Annotated in this window: 17 protein-coding genes; 3 read left to right on the forward strand and 14 right to left on the reverse strand. The window is 70.0% G+C overall.

Annotation, left to right across the window (positions count from 1 at the left end; genetic code table 11):
* Positions 1-85 precede the first annotated feature (85 nt).
* The 8 genes from BpN12_RS24685 to BpN12_RS24720 form a co-directional block, all read right to left on the reverse strand.
* Positions 86-1,564: an MFS transporter gene (locus BpN12_RS24685; RefSeq protein WP_246794884.1), complete on the reverse strand. Its 1,479-nt coding sequence runs from the start codon at positions 1,562-1,564 to the stop codon at positions 86-88.
* A gap of 16 nt (positions 1,565-1,580) precedes the next feature.
* Complete coding sequence (gene fdxA / locus BpN12_RS24690) at positions 1,581-1,916, reverse strand: ferredoxin FdxA (protein ID WP_246794885.1); 336 nt, start codon at positions 1,914-1,916, stop codon at positions 1,581-1,583.
* A gap of 100 nt (positions 1,917-2,016) precedes the next feature.
* Positions 2,017-3,147: a C45 family autoproteolytic acyltransferase/hydrolase gene (locus BpN12_RS24695; protein ID WP_246794886.1), complete on the reverse strand. Its 1,131-nt coding sequence runs from the start codon at positions 3,145-3,147 to the stop codon at positions 2,017-2,019.
* Positions 3,122-3,709 carry a GNAT family N-acetyltransferase gene (locus BpN12_RS24700; protein ID WP_246794887.1) on the reverse strand — a complete coding sequence of 196 codons (588 nt, stop codon included), beginning with the start codon at positions 3,707-3,709 and terminating at the stop codon, positions 3,122-3,124. The genes BpN12_RS24695 and BpN12_RS24700 overlap by 26 nt, the downstream gene beginning before the upstream one ends.
* 16 nt (positions 3,710-3,725) lie before the next feature.
* Positions 3,726-3,983, reverse strand: coding sequence for a phosphopantetheine-binding protein (locus BpN12_RS24705; RefSeq protein ID WP_246794888.1), 258 nt, complete (start codon positions 3,981-3,983; stop codon positions 3,726-3,728).
* A complete protein-coding gene (locus tag BpN12_RS24710; protein ID WP_246794889.1) occupies positions 3,980-5,539 on the reverse strand; it encodes an AMP-binding protein in 1,560 nt (519 codons plus the stop codon). The genes BpN12_RS24705 and BpN12_RS24710 overlap by 4 nt, the downstream gene beginning before the upstream one ends.
* On the reverse strand, positions 5,539-7,404 hold the full coding sequence (locus BpN12_RS24715; RefSeq protein ID WP_246794890.1) for a hypothetical protein: 1,866 nt from the start codon (positions 7,402-7,404) through the stop codon (positions 5,539-5,541). The genes BpN12_RS24710 and BpN12_RS24715 overlap by 1 nt, the downstream gene beginning before the upstream one ends.
* Positions 7,405-7,698: 294 nt before the next feature.
* On the reverse strand, positions 7,699-8,412 hold the full coding sequence (locus BpN12_RS24720; RefSeq protein ID WP_042625025.1) for an autoinducer binding domain-containing protein: 714 nt from the start codon (positions 8,410-8,412) through the stop codon (positions 7,699-7,701).
* Between the two features lie 1,579 nt (positions 8,413-9,991).
* Between BpN12_RS24720 and BpN12_RS24725 the strand changes: the two genes are divergently transcribed.
* A complete protein-coding gene (locus BpN12_RS24725) occupies positions 9,992-11,059 on the forward strand; it encodes an alpha/beta fold hydrolase (RefSeq protein ID WP_246794891.1) in 1,068 nt (355 codons plus the stop codon).
* 182 nt (positions 11,060-11,241) lie between these two features.
* On the opposite strand, the gene BpN12_RS24730 is transcribed toward BpN12_RS24725, so the two are convergent.
* The 5 genes from BpN12_RS24730 to bdcA all read right to left on the reverse strand — a co-directional run bounded on the left by BpN12_RS24730 (position 11,242) and on the right by bdcA (position 17,085).
* Positions 11,242-13,464: a TonB-dependent receptor gene (locus BpN12_RS24730; protein WP_246794892.1), complete on the reverse strand. Its 2,223-nt coding sequence runs from the start codon at positions 13,462-13,464 to the stop codon at positions 11,242-11,244.
* Positions 13,465-14,064: 600 nt separating this feature from the next.
* Entirely contained in the window at positions 14,065-14,931 is an 867-nt protein-coding gene (locus BpN12_RS24735) for an NAD(P)-dependent oxidoreductase (RefSeq protein WP_246794893.1), read from the reverse strand.
* A complete protein-coding gene (locus BpN12_RS24740; RefSeq protein WP_246794894.1) occupies positions 14,928-16,001 on the reverse strand; it encodes an alpha/beta hydrolase family protein in 1,074 nt (357 codons plus the stop codon). Before BpN12_RS24740 ends, BpN12_RS24735 begins: the two co-directional genes overlap by 4 nt.
* On the reverse strand, positions 15,998-16,327 hold the full coding sequence (locus BpN12_RS24745) for an EthD family reductase (RefSeq protein ID WP_246794895.1): 330 nt from the start codon (positions 16,325-16,327) through the stop codon (positions 15,998-16,000). Before BpN12_RS24745 ends, BpN12_RS24740 begins: the two co-directional genes overlap by 4 nt.
* A 17-nt stretch (positions 16,328-16,344) precedes the next feature.
* Positions 16,345-17,085, reverse strand: coding sequence for an SDR family oxidoreductase (gene bdcA / locus BpN12_RS24750; protein ID WP_246794896.1), 741 nt, complete (start codon positions 17,083-17,085; stop codon positions 16,345-16,347).
* Positions 17,086-17,156: 71 nt separating this feature from the next.
* Here bdcA and BpN12_RS24755 point away from each other — a divergent pair, with 71 nt between their 5' ends.
* Positions 17,157-17,756, forward strand: a complete 600-nt coding sequence (locus BpN12_RS24755; protein WP_246794897.1) for a TetR/AcrR family transcriptional regulator — start codon at positions 17,157-17,159, stop codon at positions 17,754-17,756.
* Between the two features lie 333 nt (positions 17,757-18,089).
* On the opposite strand, the gene BpN12_RS24760 is transcribed toward BpN12_RS24755, so the two are convergent.
* A complete protein-coding gene (locus BpN12_RS24760) occupies positions 18,090-19,031 on the reverse strand; it encodes a LysR substrate-binding domain-containing protein (protein WP_246794898.1) in 942 nt (313 codons plus the stop codon).
* A gap of 145 nt (positions 19,032-19,176) precedes the next feature.
* On the opposite strand from BpN12_RS24760, the gene BpN12_RS24765 reads away from it, so the two are divergent.
* Positions 19,177-19,782: a LysE family translocator gene (locus tag BpN12_RS24765; protein ID WP_246794899.1), complete on the forward strand. Its 606-nt coding sequence runs from the start codon at positions 19,177-19,179 to the stop codon at positions 19,780-19,782.
* The last annotated feature ends 21 nt before the right edge of the window (positions 19,783-19,803 follow it).

Genomic DNA, 19,803 nt, shown 5'->3' on the forward strand with positions numbered 1-19,803 from the left:
GATGATCGGAGTGGTCGTGATGGTCCTCATGACCATCGGCATGTCGGGTTGCATCGGCAAGCGCATCGCGCGACGGGCCTCGCGCTCAGTTCGGCCGCGGCGCGTCGCCGGCCGGCCGCGCGGCGGGCGCGGGGGAGCGCATCGTCGCGAGCCGCAGCGAACAGGCGATCGCCACCAGCGCCAGCACCGCGATCGTGAACGTGACGCTCGAGATCGCCTGCGCCGAACGCGGCACGTCGCCGGGCCGCGCGAGCGCCAGGTAGACCGAGCCGAGCGCGGCCACGCCGATCACGATCGACAGCTGCACCGAGGTGGAGACGAGGCCGCTCAGCGCGGGCGCATGGCGCGCCGCGGTGCGCTGCGTCATCTGGCTGACGGTGGTGCCGAACGTGAGGCCGTGGCTCGCGCCGGCCAGGAACAGCAGCGGCACCATCAGCGCGGCGAGCCAGCCGAACTCGCGCGCGCCGCTGCCGAACGCGGCGTTGGCCAGCACCATCACCGCCAGCGCCGCGGCGGGCGTGAAGCGCAGCAGCCGCGCCGGCAGCTTCGACCAGCTCACGTTCGAGATGCCGAAGCCGAACGCGTAGGCGGCGAACACGAAGCCGGAAATCATCGGCGAGTAGCCGAGCCCGGTCTGCAGGTAGAGCGCGCAGGCGAACAGCCAGCCGCCGTAGCCGATGAAGCCGATCGACACCACCGCGAGGCCCGGGCGGATGCCGGGCGCGAGCAGCGCGTCGAGGTCCAGCAGCGGGGCCGCGCCGCGCCGCGCGAGGCCGTGTTCGAAGCGCAGGAACGCGGCCAGCCCGGCCACCCCGGCCGCCAGCGCAACCCACACCCAGGCGGCCCAGCCGGCGTCATGGCCGAACGTGAGCGGCACCACCACCAGCAGCATCGCCACCGTCAGCAGCGCCACGCCGGGCAGGTCGAGCCGGCGCCGCTGCGCGCCGGCCAGGTTCGGCAGCACCGAGGGCGCGTACACCAGCAGCGCGATGCCGATCGGCACGTTGAGCAGGAACGCCGGGCGCCACGACAGGCCGCCCAGGTTCGCGGTGATGATCAGGCCGCCGAGCGCCTGGCCCGCCGTGGAGCCGAGCCCGAGGATCATCGAGTAGTAGCCGATCGCGCGCGCCCGCTCGCGGCCCTCGTAGCTGCGCTGGATCAGCGACATCACCTGCGGCACCAGCATCGCCGCGCCCACGCCCTGCGCGAGCCGCCCGACGATCAGCAGCCAGGTGTCGGGCGCGAGGCCGCAGGCCAGCGACGAGATCGTGAAGATCGCGAGGCCGTGCATGAACAGGCGCCGGTAGCCGTGATCGTCGCCGAGGCGCGCGCCGGTGATCAGGAACACCGCGTAGGCGAGGATGTAGCCGGCCACCACGAGCTGCAGCAGCGCGCCGGAGATGCCGAGATCACTGCGCAGCGCGGGCGCCGCGACGTTGACGATCGAGGTATCCATCGCCGCCATGCCCTGCCCGATCAACAGCAGCGGCAGCATGCGGCGATGCGGCCGGACCGGGGCGGCGCTGGCGGCGGCGCCCGGCGCGAGGGTGGAGGAATTCGACATGACCGGCTCCCTCGCCTTACGCGATCACGTCGCGCTTCAGGTGCTCGAGCTTGCCCTCGACGTCCTTCCAGCGCGCGGCGTCCGGCAGCGCGGCGCGCGTGCTGGTGATGCTGGGCCAGCTCTGGGCCAGCTCGCGGTTCAGGTCGAGGAAGATGCGCTGCTCGGGCGCGAGCGCGCTGTCCTGGCGGATCGCGTCCACCGGGCATTCGGGCTCGCAGACACCGCAGTCGATGCATTCGTCGGGATCGATCGCGAGGAAGTTCTCGCCTTCGTGAAAGCAGTCGACGGGACAGACGTCGACGCAATCGGTGTGCTTGCACTCGATACAGTTTTCGGTCACGACATAGGTCATCGAATTTCTCCTGGGGACGATAGGGTTTCGTTGGGTGAGGCGTTCGGTGCGTTGCTGGATCCGTTGTGGCTCGTGGGGGCCGTTGCGGCTCTGCGCGGGCTCAGGCCCGCGCCGCGTCCGCCGCGGCGGGCCGCCCGCGCACGTGCAGCGCGCGGCGGCCCGGGAACATCGCCACCGAGGCCACCGTGCATTCGCGGCGCACGTCGCCGCTGGGCAGCACCTCGATCGGCGCGCGCCCGAGGCCGTCCAGGCAGGCGCGTGCATCGGCCCCGGCCGGCAGGTCCGCCAGCAGTTCGCGGCAGGCTTCGAGCCGGCGCAGCGACGAGGTGCGCGCGAACGGATTGAGCGCGTCGTCGGCGGCCAGCTCGGGGTGCTGGAAGTGGTTCGTGTGCGCGTGCTGCGCGCCTTCCATCACCACCAGCGCGTCGGGCGTGTACTCCACCGTCACCACGCGCGCCGCGTCGGCGATCGTCAGCGCGCGCGAACTCGCGAGCGGCAGCGCGCGCAGCGTGTCGAGGCATTCGTCCACGCTCGCGCAGCGGTCGAGCAGATGGCGGATCGCCAGGTAGCCGGGGATGCCGGGCCGCCAGAGGCCGCCCAGCACGAGGCTCAGGCCGATCGCGAGGCCGCGGTCGTTGATGCCGAGATAGCCGGTCAGGCCCGTGAAGCTGAGCAGCGCCACGCTGGCCGGCCGCGCCGCGCGCTGCCCGTCGCCGGCCGGCCCGCCGTCGATCTCGAGCACGCTCAGCTCGCCGGCCATGTCGCCGTTCAGGTCGATGGTCTGCGCGACGATCGATTCGCCGCCGGCATGCCGGCCGAACGTGGTGCAGTCGCCGCGCGCCGGGATCCGCTGGAAGCCGGACAGCTCGCGGCGCAGCTGCAGCAGGAACGCGTCCTCGGTGGCGATGTCGGCACCCTCGGCGAGACCGTGGATCTCCTCGGCCAGTTCGGGCAGCACGCGCTCGATCTCGCGCGTGTGGCCCGCGATCAGCGGCGCGAACTCGTGCAGGCGGCGCGCCGAGACGAGCGGTTCGAGCCGCGTGACGCGATCGCCGAGAAAGCGCGCGATCGGCTCGCGCAGCGCCGCGCCGTGCTGGCGGCCGATCTCGCGGCGCGAGCCGGCGAGGCGCAGGCGGCGCGAGGCGTCGACGTCCGCGTCGATCAGGAACGGCGAGGCGGGCAGCGAGGGCGACGTCGCCGCCGGATCAGCGAAAGCGGGTTGCGCGGACATCGGGCCACTCCGATTTGAGGATCGAGTAATAGATCGCGTCGCGGCGCCGGCCGCTCGGCATGAAGTTGAAGCTGCGCAGCACGCCTTCCTCGGTCGCGCCGATGCCGCGCAGGCCGGCCCGCGCGCGCTCGTTGAGCACGTCGGTCTTGAACTCGACGCGCTCGCAGCCGAGTTCGCCGAACGCATAGTCGAGCAGCAGGCCCTTGGCCGCGCGGTTCACGGCGGTGCCGCGATACGGCTTGCCGAGCCACGACCAGCCGATCTCGAGGCGCCGGTCGGCGGCGGCCAGGTTGCCGAACGCGCTGGTGCCGGCGAACTGGCCGCTCTTGCGGTCGATGATCGCGAACACCACGCGCGTGCCGGCCAGCGAATCGGCGATCGCGCGTTCGAGGAACGCCACCAGGCTCGGCTCGTCGTGGACCACCGACACCATGTAGGTCCAGCTCTCCGGGTCGTAGGCGATGCGCGCGAAGCCGTCCTTGTCGTCGAGCCCGATGCGGCGCAGCGTGACGAATTCGTTTTCGAGCGTCGTGTTCAATATCGCGGGGATGTTCCAGGTCATAGCGTCTCCGTCGGGCTCAGGTCACGGCTTTCGAGGACAGCAGGCTGACGATGTCGCGCGCGCTGCGCAGCGCGGCCAGGTCGTCCTCGGTGAATTCGGTCAGCGGCACGCCCGCGCTTTCGCAGACCGTGCTCATCAGCACGATCAGGTCCAGCGAGGTCAGGCCGAGGTCGTAGACGAGGTCCGCGTCGAGCGGCAGCGCCGCGGCGGCGGCGGCATCCTTGCCCGCCGTTTCGGCGAGGTGGCGCCGGACGATCGTTTCAATTTCGCTCACGCTGAAGCTCCATAGAGTTGGTCGATTTCCTGCCGGAACGCGTTGAAGATCTCGTTGCGCTTCGGCTTGAACTGCGAGGTGACGAAGCGCGTCTCGCCGCGAAACGGCTCGGGCGTGATGAACGCGCGCACGATCCGCTCGTCGGGCGCGAGGCTCGCGTTCAGCTCGCTCAGGTGGGCGCGAATCGCGGCGTGGTCGGCGCGCGCGTCCTGCGGCGACACCACCGCCACCAGGAACGGCTTGCCCGAGCCGAACAGCACGCACTCCTCCACGCCCTGGTGCGCCTTCACGCGCTCCTCCAGGCTGCGCACGTGGACGTTCTTGCCGTTGGCCAGCACGATCAGGTCGTCGGCGCGGCCGAGGATGTAGAGGAAGCCGTCCTCGTCGATGCGCGCGAGGTCGCCGGTCCTCACCTCGCCCGTCGGCAGGAAGATCTTTTCGCTCGCGCCCGGCGCGCTGTAGAGGTAGCGCGTGTTCACCGGCTGCTCGGCGCCCACCACCAGCACGCCGTGCTCGTCGATGCGCGCGCGCTTGCCGGGCAAGAGACGCCCGACGCTGCCGGTGCGCGCGTGGCCCGGATGGTTCTTGCTGACGATGCAGGTCTCGTTCATGCCGTAGCCCTCGAAGATCGGCACGCCGGCTTCCTCGAAGAAGCGCAGCGTCTCCGGGTTCGCGGGCGCCGAGCCGGTCCACAGGTAGCGGATCCGGCCGCCGAGCAGCGCGTCGATGCGCAGGCGCCGCGCGGCCAGATCGGTGTCGCCGGCCGGCGTGAGCCGCTCGATGCGCTTCTTCACGCCGTCGTAGAAGCCCGGCACGCCCATCACCACGGTGGGCGGCTGCTGGCGCGCGATCTCGAGCGCGTACTCGAAGCGCGTGACGGTGGTGTCGTGGCCGAACACCAGCGCCGAATAGATCCAGTAGCGCTGCTGCAGCAGCGACAGCGGCAGGAACACCAGCACGTCGTCGTCGGGGCCGTGCGCGTAGATCTGCTGGACCGCCGCGAGCGAGGCGTCGATGCTGCCGGCGCGCGCGGCCAGCCCCTTCGGCTCGCCCGAGCTGCCCGAGGTGAACTTGATGGTGGTGACGTCGTCGTCGGCATAGACGGCCGTGTCGAACGCCGGCGCGACCGGATCGACCGCGCTGCCGTCGCCGGCCTCCGCCACCACGGCCTCGACCAGCTCGCGCAGGTCGTGGACGCCGCGCGCGGCGAACGGCGCGACGCCGTCGGCCAGGATCGCGTCGAGCGCATAGCGCTCGACCAGCTCGCGGTTGGCCTCGAACTTGCCGAACTCGAAGCCGGCCGTCACGTAGCCGGCCTTCAGCGCGGCCAGGTCGAGCAGCACCCAGGCCAGCCCGTTGCGCGCGACGATGCCGATCCGCGCGCCGCGCTTGAGGCCCGCCTCGCGCAGGCGCAGCGCGAGCCGCGCGGCCAGCGCGTCGAGCTGCGCGTGCGTGAGCGCGATGCGGCCGCCCTGCTGGAAGAACGTCACGCGCCGCGTGTCGTGCTTGCCGCCGTTCGCGGCCACCGCGTTGATCACCGATGGCGGGCGAGTCATCAGACCGAGCCCTCCGTGAGCGTGGCCGCGCGCGCCACCGCCGGCTCGGGCAGGCGGTCGGCGGCGAGGTTGCGGTAGGTGCCGGCCACGAAGCCCTGGATCGTCAGCCGCTTCGCGTCGGGCGTCATCAGGTAGTTCGCGAGCGCCGTGTAGAGCGCCTCGAGCCAGAGCGTGCGGCGCCGGATGCGCAGCATGTCCTCGGTGCCGTATTCGGCGCCGTCGGCGCGCACCACGCGCACGTCGTAGAAGCCGCGATAGCGGCGCCCGGCGATGTTCAGCGGCGGGCGCGACATGTCCGGCCCCGGCACGCGGATCGAGAACTTCACGCGCGCGCGGTTGTGCGCGGCGCGGTGCATGTCCGAGTGCGCCGAGATGTCGGGCACGAGCGGCGGGTAGTACCAGTGGCGCGACTGGCGCACCAGCGGCCGGTCGAGGTTGCCGGGGATGAAGTGCCAGCGGTTGAACTGCATGCGCTTTTGCACCGAGCTCGCGATCGCCGTGCTCTCGGCGTCGCCGTAGCGCTCGATCGTGCGGTGCGAGACGTAGGCCGTGAAGAAGCTGGCCGGCGTCAGCGCGTGGATCGTGTCGATCAGCGTGGGCTCGTCGTAGCTGACCAGCTGGCCGATGTCGCGCAGCGAGCTCGACATGCCGTAGTCAGAACGCGTGGCCAGCACCGCCGAGGCCACCGTCTTCTCGATCAGGTACTCGGTCCAGCTGGTGACGGCCGCGCTGCCCGCGTCGCAGCCGATGCCGGCCACGTCGCGCGCGATCGCCGCGTTGGCGAGCAGCGCCATCGCCACGTACTCGGGCGGCTGGAATTCGCCGTGCGGCGAGACCAGGCCGCGGAAGTCGTCGCCGAACTCGCGATACCACTGGTCGGCCGCCTCGGTCGAGACCGTCGAATCGAGAATCCGCTCGGTCTTCTGGAAGTTCAGGCCGTAGATCCAGCGATAGCGCAGCCACGGCTTGCCGATCGCGCAGAGCGTCTGCTCGCGGATCAGCGCGGCGCGCTCGAACAGGTCGAGTTCGGCCGGCACCGTCACTTCGCAGCCCGCCTTCGTGTAGCTGTCCGACAGCTGGTTCAGGCGGCCCACCACGTCGCGCGCGCTCAGCATCGCGCCGTTGAATTCCTCGAAGCGCACCGAGCGGCCCGACAGGAACAGCGCGTGGAGCGCCGCCACCACCAGCCGTTCGTCGTCGCTCCAGTCGGCGTAGTCGCGCTTGCGCAGCGCGCTCAGGAAGCCGCCGCCACTCTTGCTGTCGATCAGGTTGACGTAGCGGTCGATCAGCGCGAAGAAGCGGTCGCCCACGTAGAAGCAGACCGATTCGACGTGCTCGACGTGGTCGATCACCTCGTCGAGCACGCGCGGCAGCTGCCCCTCGGCGTGGACGCGATCGAGCGCGGCGCGCACCTCCTTCATGCTTTCGCGCTCGGTGGCGCGCCAGGCCTCGGCCTCGGCCTCGATCGCGGCCAGCACGGCCGCGCCCGCGTCGACGAAGCCGAGCTCGACCCAGCTGTCCGCCTCGTCGTAGGCGATCTTCGGCTCGACCGCGGGGCGGATGTGCAGGCGGCCCAGCGAGTTGGCGTAGAGCAGCAGCGTGGTGTCGGCCGGCGTCGGCGCGCTCGCCTGGACGCGCAGCTCGGGGTGCCGTTCGAGCACCGCCAGCGCCGCGCGCTCCTGGACGCCGAGCGCGAGGCGCGCCTGGTCGAGCGGATAGATGCCGCCGTGCGTCGCGGCGGACACCGCGACGTCGTAGGCGGTGCGGCCCGCATACGACTCGCCACGCAGGTACTCGGTCATGTCGAAACCGTACAGGCTGTGCGATGCGTGGTCTTGCGTCGGCGTGTGTGCTCTGGGGTCCATCGTCCCTACCTCTCTTCGGCCAAAGAAACGTGATCGGATGGCGGGCGCGTCGCGGCTCGCGACGGGTACCCGCCAGGTGCTGGGTTCGTATCGACTGGATGAAACGCGGCGCTCGACGCGGGGAGTAGCGGGCTTTCCGCCGGTAGCCGTCACGCGATCGCCGATATCTGATTTCAGCGTTTGCTACGTTGCGTGACAACTACCAAACTTCGGAGTCCGATTCATTGTTATGGCGGAAAGCCCCGCGTGGACGTGATGTTTCGGCCCGGCGGCGATGCCGCGAGGCACGCGGGTTCAGCTCAGCAGGCCGAGCATCGCGGCACGCACCACCGCGGAGGTCTTGTTGACCGTCTTGAGCTTCGCGACGGCGTTCTTCACGTGGAAATTGACGGTATCGACCGAGATGCGCAGGATCGTCGAGATCTCGCCCGAGGTCTTGCCGTCGGCCGCCCACTTCAGCACCTCGACCTCGCGGTCGGTCAGGCCGCGCTCGGTGTCGGGCATCAGCTTGGGCATCAGCACGCGCGTCATCGCCAGATGCGTGGTGCTGACCAGCCAGCGCATCCGGAATTCGTTGTGCTCGAGTTCGACCGGCGTGACCGGGCCCTCCGAACGCGCCAGCGTCAGCATGCCCGACACCCCGCAGCTGTCGAACGTGGACTGCGACCAGCCGTGGCGCAGGCCGTGTGCCTGCGCGTCGCGCCACAGCTCGGGCGTGCGGGAAAAGAACGCGTCGGTCCAGACCACCGGCGTCTGGAAGCGGCGCATGTGCTTCATGGTCGGATCGATGTCGATGTAGCCCGCTTCCATGTAGCGCTGCTTCCAGGCCTCGGGATAGTTGCTGAGCAAGTAGATTTTCGGCCGCGAAACCGGCCATGGAATCCGCAAGCCGTATGCGCAGAATTCGTAACCGAGGTGATTCGCCGCGTCCTCGATCAATATCGAAATCTCTCGTTCCGAACTCGCGCCCTCGAGTCCGGACAAGAGTTCCCCAGCCCAATCGTACATTTCGCCTCCTCGTGGAATTTCCGTGCCGGCCGCCACGCACCGCGGACAATGCCCGAGGCGTCGGTCAACCGGGTTGGATGATTCCGCGTGCCGCGTCAGTCCGGCTATTTTGATACGGAAGAGTGCGCCGCCGATCGATGCCGATCTCCGGCGCGCAAGCGCAATTGCGTGATATTGACGACGCCCTCTCTCATGAGCGTCATGGTGACTCCTGCCCTCTTCGAATATCGGAAGGTATATTGTGGGTTGTACAGCGGAGGAATTTCCAAGCGATTGAATTGCTGATTTAGCGGAACTCGCATCAGCGCCGTCACATTGAACGCGAGCGCACTGATTGCTTCAAATTACTTTTTCGCAGCGTTCACATGAACAGCCAGCATACAGATGTTTTACAGTCATCACATAACAGTTTTCCGAAAATAACAACGCAATTTTCTCAGCATTTCTTTGTGCTTTCCCAGGGGGCCGGCACGCTCCGATCGCGGTCCCGCCGAATCGGCGCCGCCGGCCGGGGCGGCAATTCCGGCGGACCTCAGCGGCACTGATAGGCGGTCCTGGTAATTGAACGGCCGTTCATCCATGCAGGAAACTCCCGTGGTATCGGTTTCAGGGTAAATACTCATACATCCGGATGTTCAGGAATGCAACGCAAACGATGGCGCCGCAAACGACAAAAACCGCTACCACGCTTCGGTTTTGCCGATGCCGGGTATCATGTGACGGGTGGGTTGTGCCATTTCCGGATCGTGCCGGCCGCGCGGTTTTTCAATTGATGCCGGGCCGGGCTCCGGTAACGCCAGGGCACTCATGTCGTTTGCCTGAATGATTATAGGTCGAGTGCCCGCGTGCCATACCTACCATAAATGGCGGGTTCCAAACTTCCACGCAGATCGTACAGTGTCGTATTCGCCCGGGTCAATAACCGGGAATGTGATATCCGGCATACAGGCGCGAGTGCCGGGCGGGTGCACCACATAATCGCTTCAATATAGGCAGGCCGCACTGTGGAGTTGGTCGCGCGTACAACCAACCATGCCGATTCGCATTGCATTTTCCGCCCATTCAATCACGAATAATATTCAATCCATTTTCCATTATTTGTAATGATCTTATTTATCGATTGACGAATACCGCGTCGCGGCGGACGCGCTCGGGCCGGATCGGGCGAGTGGCCGGCGGGCCGCGCCGGCCGCCTCGCGATCGCCGGCCGATCGCCGGCCGATCGGCGGGGTCGCGCGCGCTGCCTTCGGCGCCGCGCCGCTCGCCTGGTGCCTCGTCGACAGCCGGCCCGCGCCCTGTGCGCCGCGATGGCCGCGCCCCCCTCGCGGCGCGGTGCGCATAGCAGCTATGCCGGGCAAGCGCGGCCAACCGGCCGGAAGCCCGGCCGCGCCGGGCTCGCGCCCTCATCTTGCCGCCGGCGGCGCTCGTGCCGGCCGCGCGCGACGCGTCGGGATCGACGGAATCTGGGCACAATGCCGGGGAAGTCGCGGCCGCGCCGGCATCGCGTCATGCCCGTGCGATCGCGATCCGGCCGACTGCCGTCGACCGATTGCCACCTTTTCCCGACTCCGATTCCCCGATGAAACGCTATTCACGATTCGTGTCCGCCGCCGCTGCCTGCCTCCTGACGGCCTCGCTGGCGCTGCCCGGCGCCGCCGGCGCGCAAGGCGCGTCCGCCGCCGCCACCGCGGACGGCCCGGCCTACGGCCCCGAGCTGCAAGGCTTCGACTATCCGTGGCCGGTGTCGCGCTTCACCTTCCATTCGCAGCGGCAGGAGCTGCAGATGGCCTACCTCGACATCGCCCCCGACCCGGCCGCCGCGAACGGCAGGACGGCCGTGCTGCTGCACGGCAAGAACTATTGCTCGGCCACCTGGGCGCCCACCGCGCGCGTGCTGTCGAAGGCCGGCTACCGCGTGATCGCGGTGGACCAGATCGGCTTCTGCAAGTCGAGCAAGCCCGAGCGCTACCAGTTCACGTTCCAGCAGCTCGCGCGCAACACCAACGACCTGCTGCATTCGCTCGGCATCGAGCACGCCACCATCATCGGCCACTCCACGGGCGGCATGCTCGGCATCCGCTACGCGCTGCAATATCCGCACGAGACCGACCGGCTGGTGCTGGTCGATCCGATCGGCCTGGAGGACTGGCGCGCCAAGGGCGTGCCGCCCGTGTCGGTCGACCAGTGGTACGAGCGCGAGCTCGGCACCACTGCCGAGCGGATCCGCAACTACGAGCGCAGCACGTATTTCGCGGGCCAGTGGCGCGCCGACTACGAGCCGGCCGTGCAGATGCTGGCCGGCATGTATCGCGGCCCGGGCCGCGAGCAGGTGGCGTGGGATTCCGCGCTGCTCTACGACATGATCCTGACGCAGCCGGTGGTCTACGAGCTGCCGCAGCTGAAGGTGCCGACGCTGCTGATGATCGGCGACAAGGACACCACGGCGATCGGCAAGGAATACGCGCCCGCCGCGATCCGCCCGACGCTCGGCAACTACCGCCAGCTCGCGCGCGCCACGGCCGCGGCGATCCCGGACGTGACGCTCGTCGAGTTTCCCGATGCCGGCCATGCTCCGCAGATGCAGGACCCGGAGCGCTTCCACGCGGCGCTGCTGCAAGGACTGGACGCGAAGCGCAACGCGCCGTGAGCGTGATGCCCGGGCCAGCCCGGGCGTTCAGGTGAAGCCGCGGTCGCTGCCTGGCGGCGGCGCGCCGTTCGCGCGCCGTCAACGCAAAAAACCGGGACGTCGTTGCCGATCCGTCCCGGTCGTGGTGGCGCCGCAGCCGGCGTGAGGCACCCGCTGCCTCACGGCCGCGGCTCGCCCGCGCGTCAGAAGTCGATCTGCGCGGAGAGCAGCACCGTGCGCGGCGCCGCGTCCATCAGGTAGGTGTTCTGCATGACCCAGTAGCGCTTGCCGAACACGTTCTCGAGGTTGGCGCGGAACACCACGCTCTTGCCGGCGATCCGCGTGCGATAGCGCAGCCCCGCGTCGTAGCGGGTCCACGACGGCAGGTGCAGCGTGTTGGCCGCGTTGTAGTTCTCGGCGCCGGTCACGATCATGCGCCCGTTCACACCGAGGCCCGGCACCCACGGCAGGTCCCAGTCGGCGCCGAGGTTGAACGCGTATTTCGGAATCCCGGCCGGCTGGTTGCCGTCGGTCGTGCCGCCCGCGGTGCCCTGCAGCTTCGCGTCGTAGAACGTCGCGCTCGCCATCAGGCGCAGCCCGCGCACCACCTCGCCGTAGGCGTTCAGCTCGAGCCCGCGCACGCGCGTGGTGCCGCTCAGGCGATAGACGTTGTCGGCGCCGGTCACGCCGTTCGGCTGCGAGATCTGGAACACCGCGGCCGAGGTCATCACGCGGCCCCAGTCCACCTTCACGCCCGCTTCGTACTGGTTCGACTTGTACGGCTCGAACACCTGGCCGCCGTTGACGGCCGTCATCGGCGCGGTCGGCCCTTGCGCCAGGCCCGAGGTGAAGTTGCCGTACACCGACACGTTCGAGAGCGGCTTGACCACGATGCCTGCCAGCGGCGAGATGCCCTGCTTGTCGTAGGAGCTGGTCTGCGCGCCGGTGGTGGGCGAATAGGCGTCGACGGCGATGGTCTGGTGGCGGAAGCCGCCCGTCAGCAGCAGCCGGTCGTGGAACAGCGACATGGTGTCGATCACCTGCTCGCTGTTCAGGCGCACCTCGCTGGAGCGGCCCCAGGGCGTGCGCGCCGGCATCGGCGGCAGCGGCGCCGGATTGTAGAGGCTCGAGACCGCTGCGGTGGCGGCCGGCGACAGCGCGTAGTCGTAGCCGATCTCCTCGTTGAGCGTCGTCACGCCGGCCACCAGCGTGTGCTTGACGCCGAACGTGTCGAAGTGGAAACGCGCGCCGGTATCGACCGTCTTGGTCCGGTTGTAGGCGTCGTAGTAGCCGTTGCGCACCGAGAACGTACCGGCCGCCGTCAGCGGCGAGGCCAGCGTCGGGAACGACTCGATCGAGGTGCCGTAGTGGATGCCGGCCGCGCCGTACACCGTCACGTACTGGTTGATGTCGTATTCGGCGCGCGTGGTGGTGGCCGCGTCGCGGATCTTGTACTTGGCGCCCGGATAGAAGCTCGCATACGCGGACGGCAGCGCCGGGATCGCGCTCACGCTGCCCGCGCCGATCTGCGAGCGAAACTCGTCGGTGTTCTCGGCGATGTCGTAGGAGTCGAACGACCAGCGCAGCTTGCGGCCGCGATAGTCGATGCCGACCGAGCCGTTGCCCTGCAGCTGGTTGCCGTGCGCGATCGAGGCCTGGCCGTCCTTGAACAGGCCGTTGACGCGAATCCCCCACTGGTCCTCGTCGCCGAAGCGCCGGCCGACGTCGGCCTCCACGCCGAACTGCGCGCGCGACTGGTAGGTGGCCGTCAGGCGCGTGAGCGGCTTGTCGTCGGCATGCTTCGGCACGATGTTGATCGCGCCGCCGATGCTGCCGGACGGCCCCACGCCGTACATCAGCGCGCCCGGGCCTTGCAGCACGTCGACCGATTCGAGCAGGTTCACCGGCATGTGGCTCGACGACACCATGCCGTACAGGCCGTTCAGCGCGACGTCGGCCGCCGCCACCGGGAAGCCGCGGATCTGGAACGTGTCCTGGAAGCCGCCGGCCGTGCTCAGCGTGCGCACCGAGGCGTTGTTGATCACCACGTCGGACAGCGTGCGCGCCTGCGTGTCCTCCATGAACTGTTCGGTGTAGTTCGTGGTGGTGAACGGGGTATCCATCACGTTCGCCGTGCCGAGCACGCCGAGGCTGCCGGCCTTCGCCAGCTGGCCGCCGGCGTAGGCGGCCGGCTTGTCGCCGGGCAGCGCCTTCGCCTGCACCGCGATGGTCGGCAAGGCGGCCGAGCGCGCCGGCGCGCGGCTGGTGCTGGCCGTGTCGTTCGCCTTGTTTGCGCTGTTCGTCTTGCCGGCATCGGCAGCCCGGGTTTGATCCTGGCCGGCCGACGCGGCAACCGCGACCGCCGGTGCCGTCGCCGTCTGGGCCCAGCCGAGCGCCGGTGCGGCCGAGAATGTTACCGCTCCCATCATCAGCCGCCGAACTGACCACGACGTGGCCGTCAGCCGGAACCGCTTCGCTTGCGTACCGCGATCCACCGTGACGCCGCCCTTACCTGCCCCGTAACCCTTCATCACTACCTACCCCTGTGGTTGTTGAATATTTACGAATGAGAATGCGAATAGTTATCAATTGTAGCAATTCATTCTGTTACGCCGCAACAAATCGCCGCAGTGTTGTGAAAAAAACTCAACGTTTGCTGAATTGACAAGGCAGGCGGAATGCCGCCTGGAAGGCGGCTTCATAAGCGGAAAGGGAGGGTTTCGGGCGTCGGGCAAGGTTGCCCGGGAAGGCGCATCGGTCCGGCGCGGTTCGTTCGGCCTACTGATGACGGGCGCCTCGGCGGCCCGAGGGAGGCCATGAGCGTGGGGACGAACGCGCGGCAGTGACTCATGCCGCCGGCCGCCTCGGGAGCGCGGTCGTGCGGGTCATGGGACCGCGCCGTCGGGCGCGGCACGGAGCGCGACATCAATCAGGCAAATCCGGCGTCCCGGTGCCGGCGGCCGGGACGGCCCGCCTTGGCGGACGGCGGACGCCCGGTCCGCCAAGGCGGGCTCGCCGCCGCGCCCTCAATCGATCGGCAGCGTGCCGGGGCTGCCCGCCGTCACTTCCGCCATCACCGACCAGTCGCGGTCGCCGAGGCCCGCCGCCACCGTCTCGGCCATCCGGGCATGCACGGCCGCCAGCATCGGCAGCGCGCGGCCGGCCGCGTCGGCCGCTTCCGAGGCGAGCCGCAGGTCCTTCAGCCCGAGCGAGGCCTTGAAACCGGGCGCGTAGCGCCGTGCCGCGATGTTGGCCGAATAGACCTGGTAGGAGCGGCTGCCGAACAGCGTGCCGAGGATCAACTCGAAGAAGCGCTCGCGCGGCAGGCCGTTCGCGTCGGTCAGCACCACGGCCTCGGCCATCGCCTCGATCGCCATCGTGATCATCATGTTGCAGGCGATCTTGGCCGCGTTCGCGGTGGGTGCATCGGCGCCCATGTCCCAGAGGCGTCCGCCGATCACCTCCAGCAGCGGCCGCACCACCTCGACCGCCTCGGGCCGGCCGCCCACCAGCACGTTCAGCTCGCCGCGGGCCGCCACGTCGGGCCGCCCGAGCACCGGCGCCGACACGTAGCCGAGGCCGGCCGTCTCGTGCCATCCGGCCAGCTCGCGCGCGAATGCCACCGAGATCGTCGAACTGACCACATGGACGAGCCCCGGCCGCGCGGCGGCCAGCACCTCGGGCACAAGTACGTTCCGGCGGATCGCCTCGTCGTCGGAGAGCATGGTCAGCACGACGTCGCTGCCGAACGCCCCGGCCGGCGTCGCCACGCGCGTCACCCCCTCCACCTCGCCGCCCGAGCGGTTCCAGGCCGTCACCTCATGGCCCGCTCGAGCCAGATTGCGCGCCATCGCGCGCCCCATCGCGCCCAGGCCGATCACGCCGATCCTCATCGCACCCCTCCTTTTGCATTGGCGGTCCCGGCATCGGCCGCTGCCGTCTCGTCCGCCTCCTCGGTGGCGCCGGCGCCTTCCGTGCGCCGCACCAGCCACGCCAGCACCACCGCGAGCGCATCGTCCGAGTTCTGCTCGTAGATCAGCCCGTGCCCGTTGCCGCGCACGCCGTGATCGGGCAGACGCAGCAGTTCGGTGGACGCCCCGCAGCCGTCGAGAAACGCGGCGGTGGGCGGGCTCGCGGCGGCGAACGCCGACGCCTCGGCGGTGACGATCAGGATCGGCAGCCCCACCAGCGACGGCAGCCGGAAGTCGCCCGGCCGCGCCGCGCGCAATTGCTCCGGATCGCTCACCGGCGGCGCGAAGCGCAGCGGCGCGGCGGCCGGCCCCCAGCGCATCGGGCCGATGTTCGGGATCGTCGCGAACGGCGGCCCCATCGGCTCGATCGCCGCGATCGCCTCGACGAGGCCGGGGCAGCGGTCCGCCACCAGCCAGCCGTCCGGCCCCGACGCCGAATGCGTGATCAGGATCGCGGGGCCGATGCGCGCGAGCAGCGCCGCGGTGCGATCGGCGTCCATCGTCTGCGATGCCTCGAGATCGGCCGGCAGCGGCCCGTAGCCGGCGATGAACGCGTCCATCGCGGCCGCGTCGTCGGCCGCGAACGGCCATTGCGTGTGGCGCGCGTCGTCGCCGGGGAAATAGATCCCGCGGCCGCCCTCATACGAGAACGGCGGCCCCATGGCCCCCAGCGTATCGACGTGGTACGGCGAGCGCCCGTGCCCGGGCCGGTCCACCACGAACACCGCGTAGCCGGCCTCCACGAGGCGCTGCGCCCAGCCGGGCCGGCCGTCCGGCGTGTCGAACCATTCGGTGCCCTGGAAGCCGCCGCCATGCATCAGCACGACCGGCCAGCGGCGTGTGACCGTCGGCGGCGCCTCCCACTCCACATACATCGGCCCGCGTTGCACGGTGCGTCCGGCGGCCTCGACGCGCTCGCCCGGCACCCAGAAATGGCCGCGCCGAACGGTACGGGGCGGCACCGCCGCCCAGGGCGTGAATCGATCGTTCATTCCAGGTCCTCCGCAAGCGGCGCCGCGCGCGAGCGGCGCGGCGCGAGATCGGTGAAATTCGGCAGATCGGCCATCACCGCCGGCGTGCCCGGCGAGGCCAACGCGGCCCGCAGCGCCGCCTCGTCGCGGAAACGGCATTCGCAGATCGCGAGCGTGCCGTCCTGCGCCTGCGCCGGGAAGAACGCCGCGATGCCGAGCAGGCCGTGGGGCTGCCAGTGCCGCATCACGAGCGGCAGATGATGATCGACGTAGTAGGCGCGGTCGAAACGCGCGCCGGCCTCGCCGTGATAGGTCACGTGGATCGTGACGGCGGCGTCGTGGGCCATGGCGGGGGCTGTCTCCATCACGCGCCGAAGCCGCCGTCGATGGTATGCATCGCGCCCGTGATGCCGCGCGCCGGCGGCGAGGCCAGATAGCCGACCAGGCTCGCCACCTCGTGCGCCGTGCCGTGGCGGCGGATCGCCATCTGGCCGTGCATCTGCCCGGCGAGCGGCCCGTCGGCCGGATTCATGTCGGTATCGGTCGGACCGGGCTGCACCACGTTGACGGTGATGCCGCGCGCGCCGAAATCGCGCGCGAGCCCGCGCGCCATGCCCTGCAGCGCCGACTTGCTCATGCCGTAGGCGGTGATCCCCTCGAACGGCATGGAGTCGCCATGGACCGAGCCGATCGCGATGATGCGGCCGCCGTCGGGCATGCGCCGCGCCGCCTCCACGCAGGCGTGGTAAGCGCCGCGCAGGTTCACGTCGATCAGGCGGTCCACCGCGTCGGCGTCGAGCGTGAGCGGATCGCCGCTCAGCAGCAGCCCCGCGTTGTAGACGAACACGTCGAGCGGGCCGGCCTCGCGCACCGCCGCGAGCAGCGCGCCGCGATCGGCCGCGTCGGCGCGCAGCGCCCGCGCGCCGGTGCTCGCGGCCAGCGCCTCGGCCGCCTCCCGCGAGCCCGCGTAGCTGAACGACACGGCCGCGCCCGCCGCCGCGAACCAGGCCACGATCGCCGCGCCGATGCCGCGGCTGCCGCCCACCACCATCACCGTCTTGCCGCGCCAGGCGGCCTGGTCTTTCGATTCGTCTTTCGATGTCACGTCGAACTCCTTGAATTAAATTAGTGGCCACTATAAATTTCATGGCTACGACATGGCAAGGAATTTTTGTAATGGTCACTAATTTAAATGAGAAGGCCCGGTCCGGGCGTGGACGGCCGAGAGGATTCGACCCCGAAGCGGCGCTGGTGGTCGGCCAGCGCATGTTCCATGCGGCCGGCTACGAGGCGGTGGGCCTCAGCGCGCTGACCGATGCGCTCGGCATCAAGCCGCCGAGCTTCTACACGGCGTTCGGCAGCAAGGCCGCGTTCTTCCGGCGGGTGCTGGAGCGCTACGCGCGCACCGAGCTGACGCTGGCCGAGATCCTGAGGCCCGGCCGGCCGGCCGCCGAGGCGCTGGTGGACCTGATCGAGCGCGCGGCACGGACTTACGCGCGCGATCCCGAGCGCATCGGCTGCCTCGTGCTGGAAGCCGCGCGCGGCGGCGAGACGAGCGAGAGCGCGGCGCTCGCGCGCGAGGTGGCGGAATCGCGGCGCGCGCAGGTTCGCGCGTTCGTCGCGGCGACGCATCCGGAGCTGGCGGGCGTCGCTACCGACTATGTTTCGGTCGTGATGTCGGGGTTGTCAGGCTGCGCTCGGGAAGGGATGGATGAGGCGCGGCTGGGTGCGGTTGCGCGGGCCGCGGCGGAGGGTTTGTATCGGTTGCTGGGATGATGGTCTGGCCCGGGGGCGACGTTGGTCGGGAGCCGCATGGCCGCATGGTTGCGATGGCGGCCCCGTTGCGACGACGGGTCGGCGCGATAGCGGGCTGATTCGGCTCGGGCCGGGTCGCGGCGAACCCGTGACGCGTCATGCGCGACGTCGAGTCCCTCATGCGGAGCGCGAGACCGCCGGATGCCGGACGATGAACACGAACCGCCCGGCGCCCCCGCACGGTGTTCGGCGCCTGCGAATGCAACGGCCGCCTCGACACGTTCGACAGCGGCCTCGCGGTAGCCTCGCCCGCATGCCGGGTGAGGCGACGAACCTCGCGACGCGATCGCCGCGTTAGCGTTGCGGTGCCCGCGCCCGGGGCGCTCGCGATCGCCGTGGTTTCGCTTCGGCGGCTCGCGCCGCTTGCGCGTCCTGCGCTTCCTGTTTCAGCCAGTCGCGCAGCGTGGCCAGGCCCCCCGCCTGCCGGCCGCGCAGCGTGCAAAACGCGAACGCGCCGCCGCAGGCCACGAAGCCGAGCGGCGCGACGAGCCGGCCGCCCGCGAGCTCGCGTTCCACCAGCAGCGCCGGCGCCACGGCCACGCCGAGCCTCGCGGCGGCCGCCTCCAGCATCAGCGACAGATGATCGAACTGGCGGCCGCCGTCGAAGCCGGCCGCGTCGAGCCCCTGCGCCGCGGCCCACTCGCGCCACGCCTGCGGATGCGAGCGTGTGTGCAGCAGCGCCTGCCCCACCAGCCGGCGCGGCGCGTCGAGACGATGCGGCCAGTCCGGCGCGCATACCGGACCGATCCGCTCCTCGAACAGCTCCGTCACCTCGAACTGGCGCGGCCAGTCGCGGCCGCTGACGATCAGCGCGTCCACCGCCTGCGATTGCAGGTCCGCGAGCGCCGCGCTGGTCTGCAGCCGCACGCGGATCTCCGGATACGCGGCCTCGAAGCGCTCGAAACGCGGAATCAGCCAGTTCGCCAGAAAGCTGCCCGGCGCGCCGAGCACGATTTCGGCGAACGCGGCGCGCCCGGCGATCTCGGCGCAGCGGCTCTCGAGCGTGCCGAGCGCATGGCCGGCCGCGTCATGCAGGCTCTCGCCCGCCGCGGTCAGCCGCACGCCGGCCGCGTGGCGCACGAACAGCGGCTTGCCGAACCAGTCCTCGAGCACGCGGATCTGGTGGCTGACGGCGCCGTGCGTCACGCACAGTTCGTCGGCCGCCGCGGAAAAGCTCGACCGGCGGGCGGCCGCATCGAAGACACGCAGGGCATTGAGCGGAGGCAGGCGGCGCATGATCGGGGACGGGGCGGGGAACGGACGTCAAGGGTGTGAATTTTTCTAACGGCATTCTGCGAGAAATCCTCGCTATTGAAAAGGCTGTCTGCTCCGTAGACTGCAAAACCATTCAATAGCCACTGCCGTCCTGAAGGAACCTCCGATGATGTCGACCCGCCTCGCCCCGCTGCTTCCGTTCGTCGTCGTCGCGCTGACCATGTGGGCGACGCCTGGGCCGAACAACATGATGCTGATGTACTCGGGCGCCCGTTTCGGCCTCGCGCGGACCCTGCCGCAACTGCTCGGCATCCTGACCGGCACGCTGCTGCTGAGCGCGATCGGCATCCTGGCGCTCGCGCCCGTCATCGACGCATGGCCGCGCGGCGTGCTGCTGCTGAAGCTGGCCGGTTCGGTGTGGCTGCTGCGAATCGGCTGGCGGATGGCCCGCGCGAGCCTCGGCACCGGCCCATCGGACGACACGCGGCCGATGCGCTTCATGGCCGCCGTGCTGTTCCAGTTCGCGAACCCGAAAGCCGTGACGGCCACCATCGCGCTCGCCTCGCTGGTGCTGGTGCCGGCGCGCAGCCACCCGTGGCTGCCCGCGGCCGTGCTGCTGCTGGTGCCGCCGCTGTGCCTGCTCGCCAACGGCCCTTGGGCGCTTGCGGGGCGCAGCCTGCGCGGCTTCCTGTCGACGCCGCTGCGCTGGAGGCTTTATGCGATCACGACCGGGGCGGTGACGGCTGGATGCACCGTGTTTCTGTGGACCTGAGCGAGCGGCGCCACCGGGCGG

It is taken from the genome of Burkholderia perseverans, assembly GCF_022870505.1.
Taxonomy (GTDB): domain Bacteria; phylum Pseudomonadota; class Gammaproteobacteria; order Burkholderiales; family Burkholderiaceae; genus Burkholderia; species Burkholderia plantarii.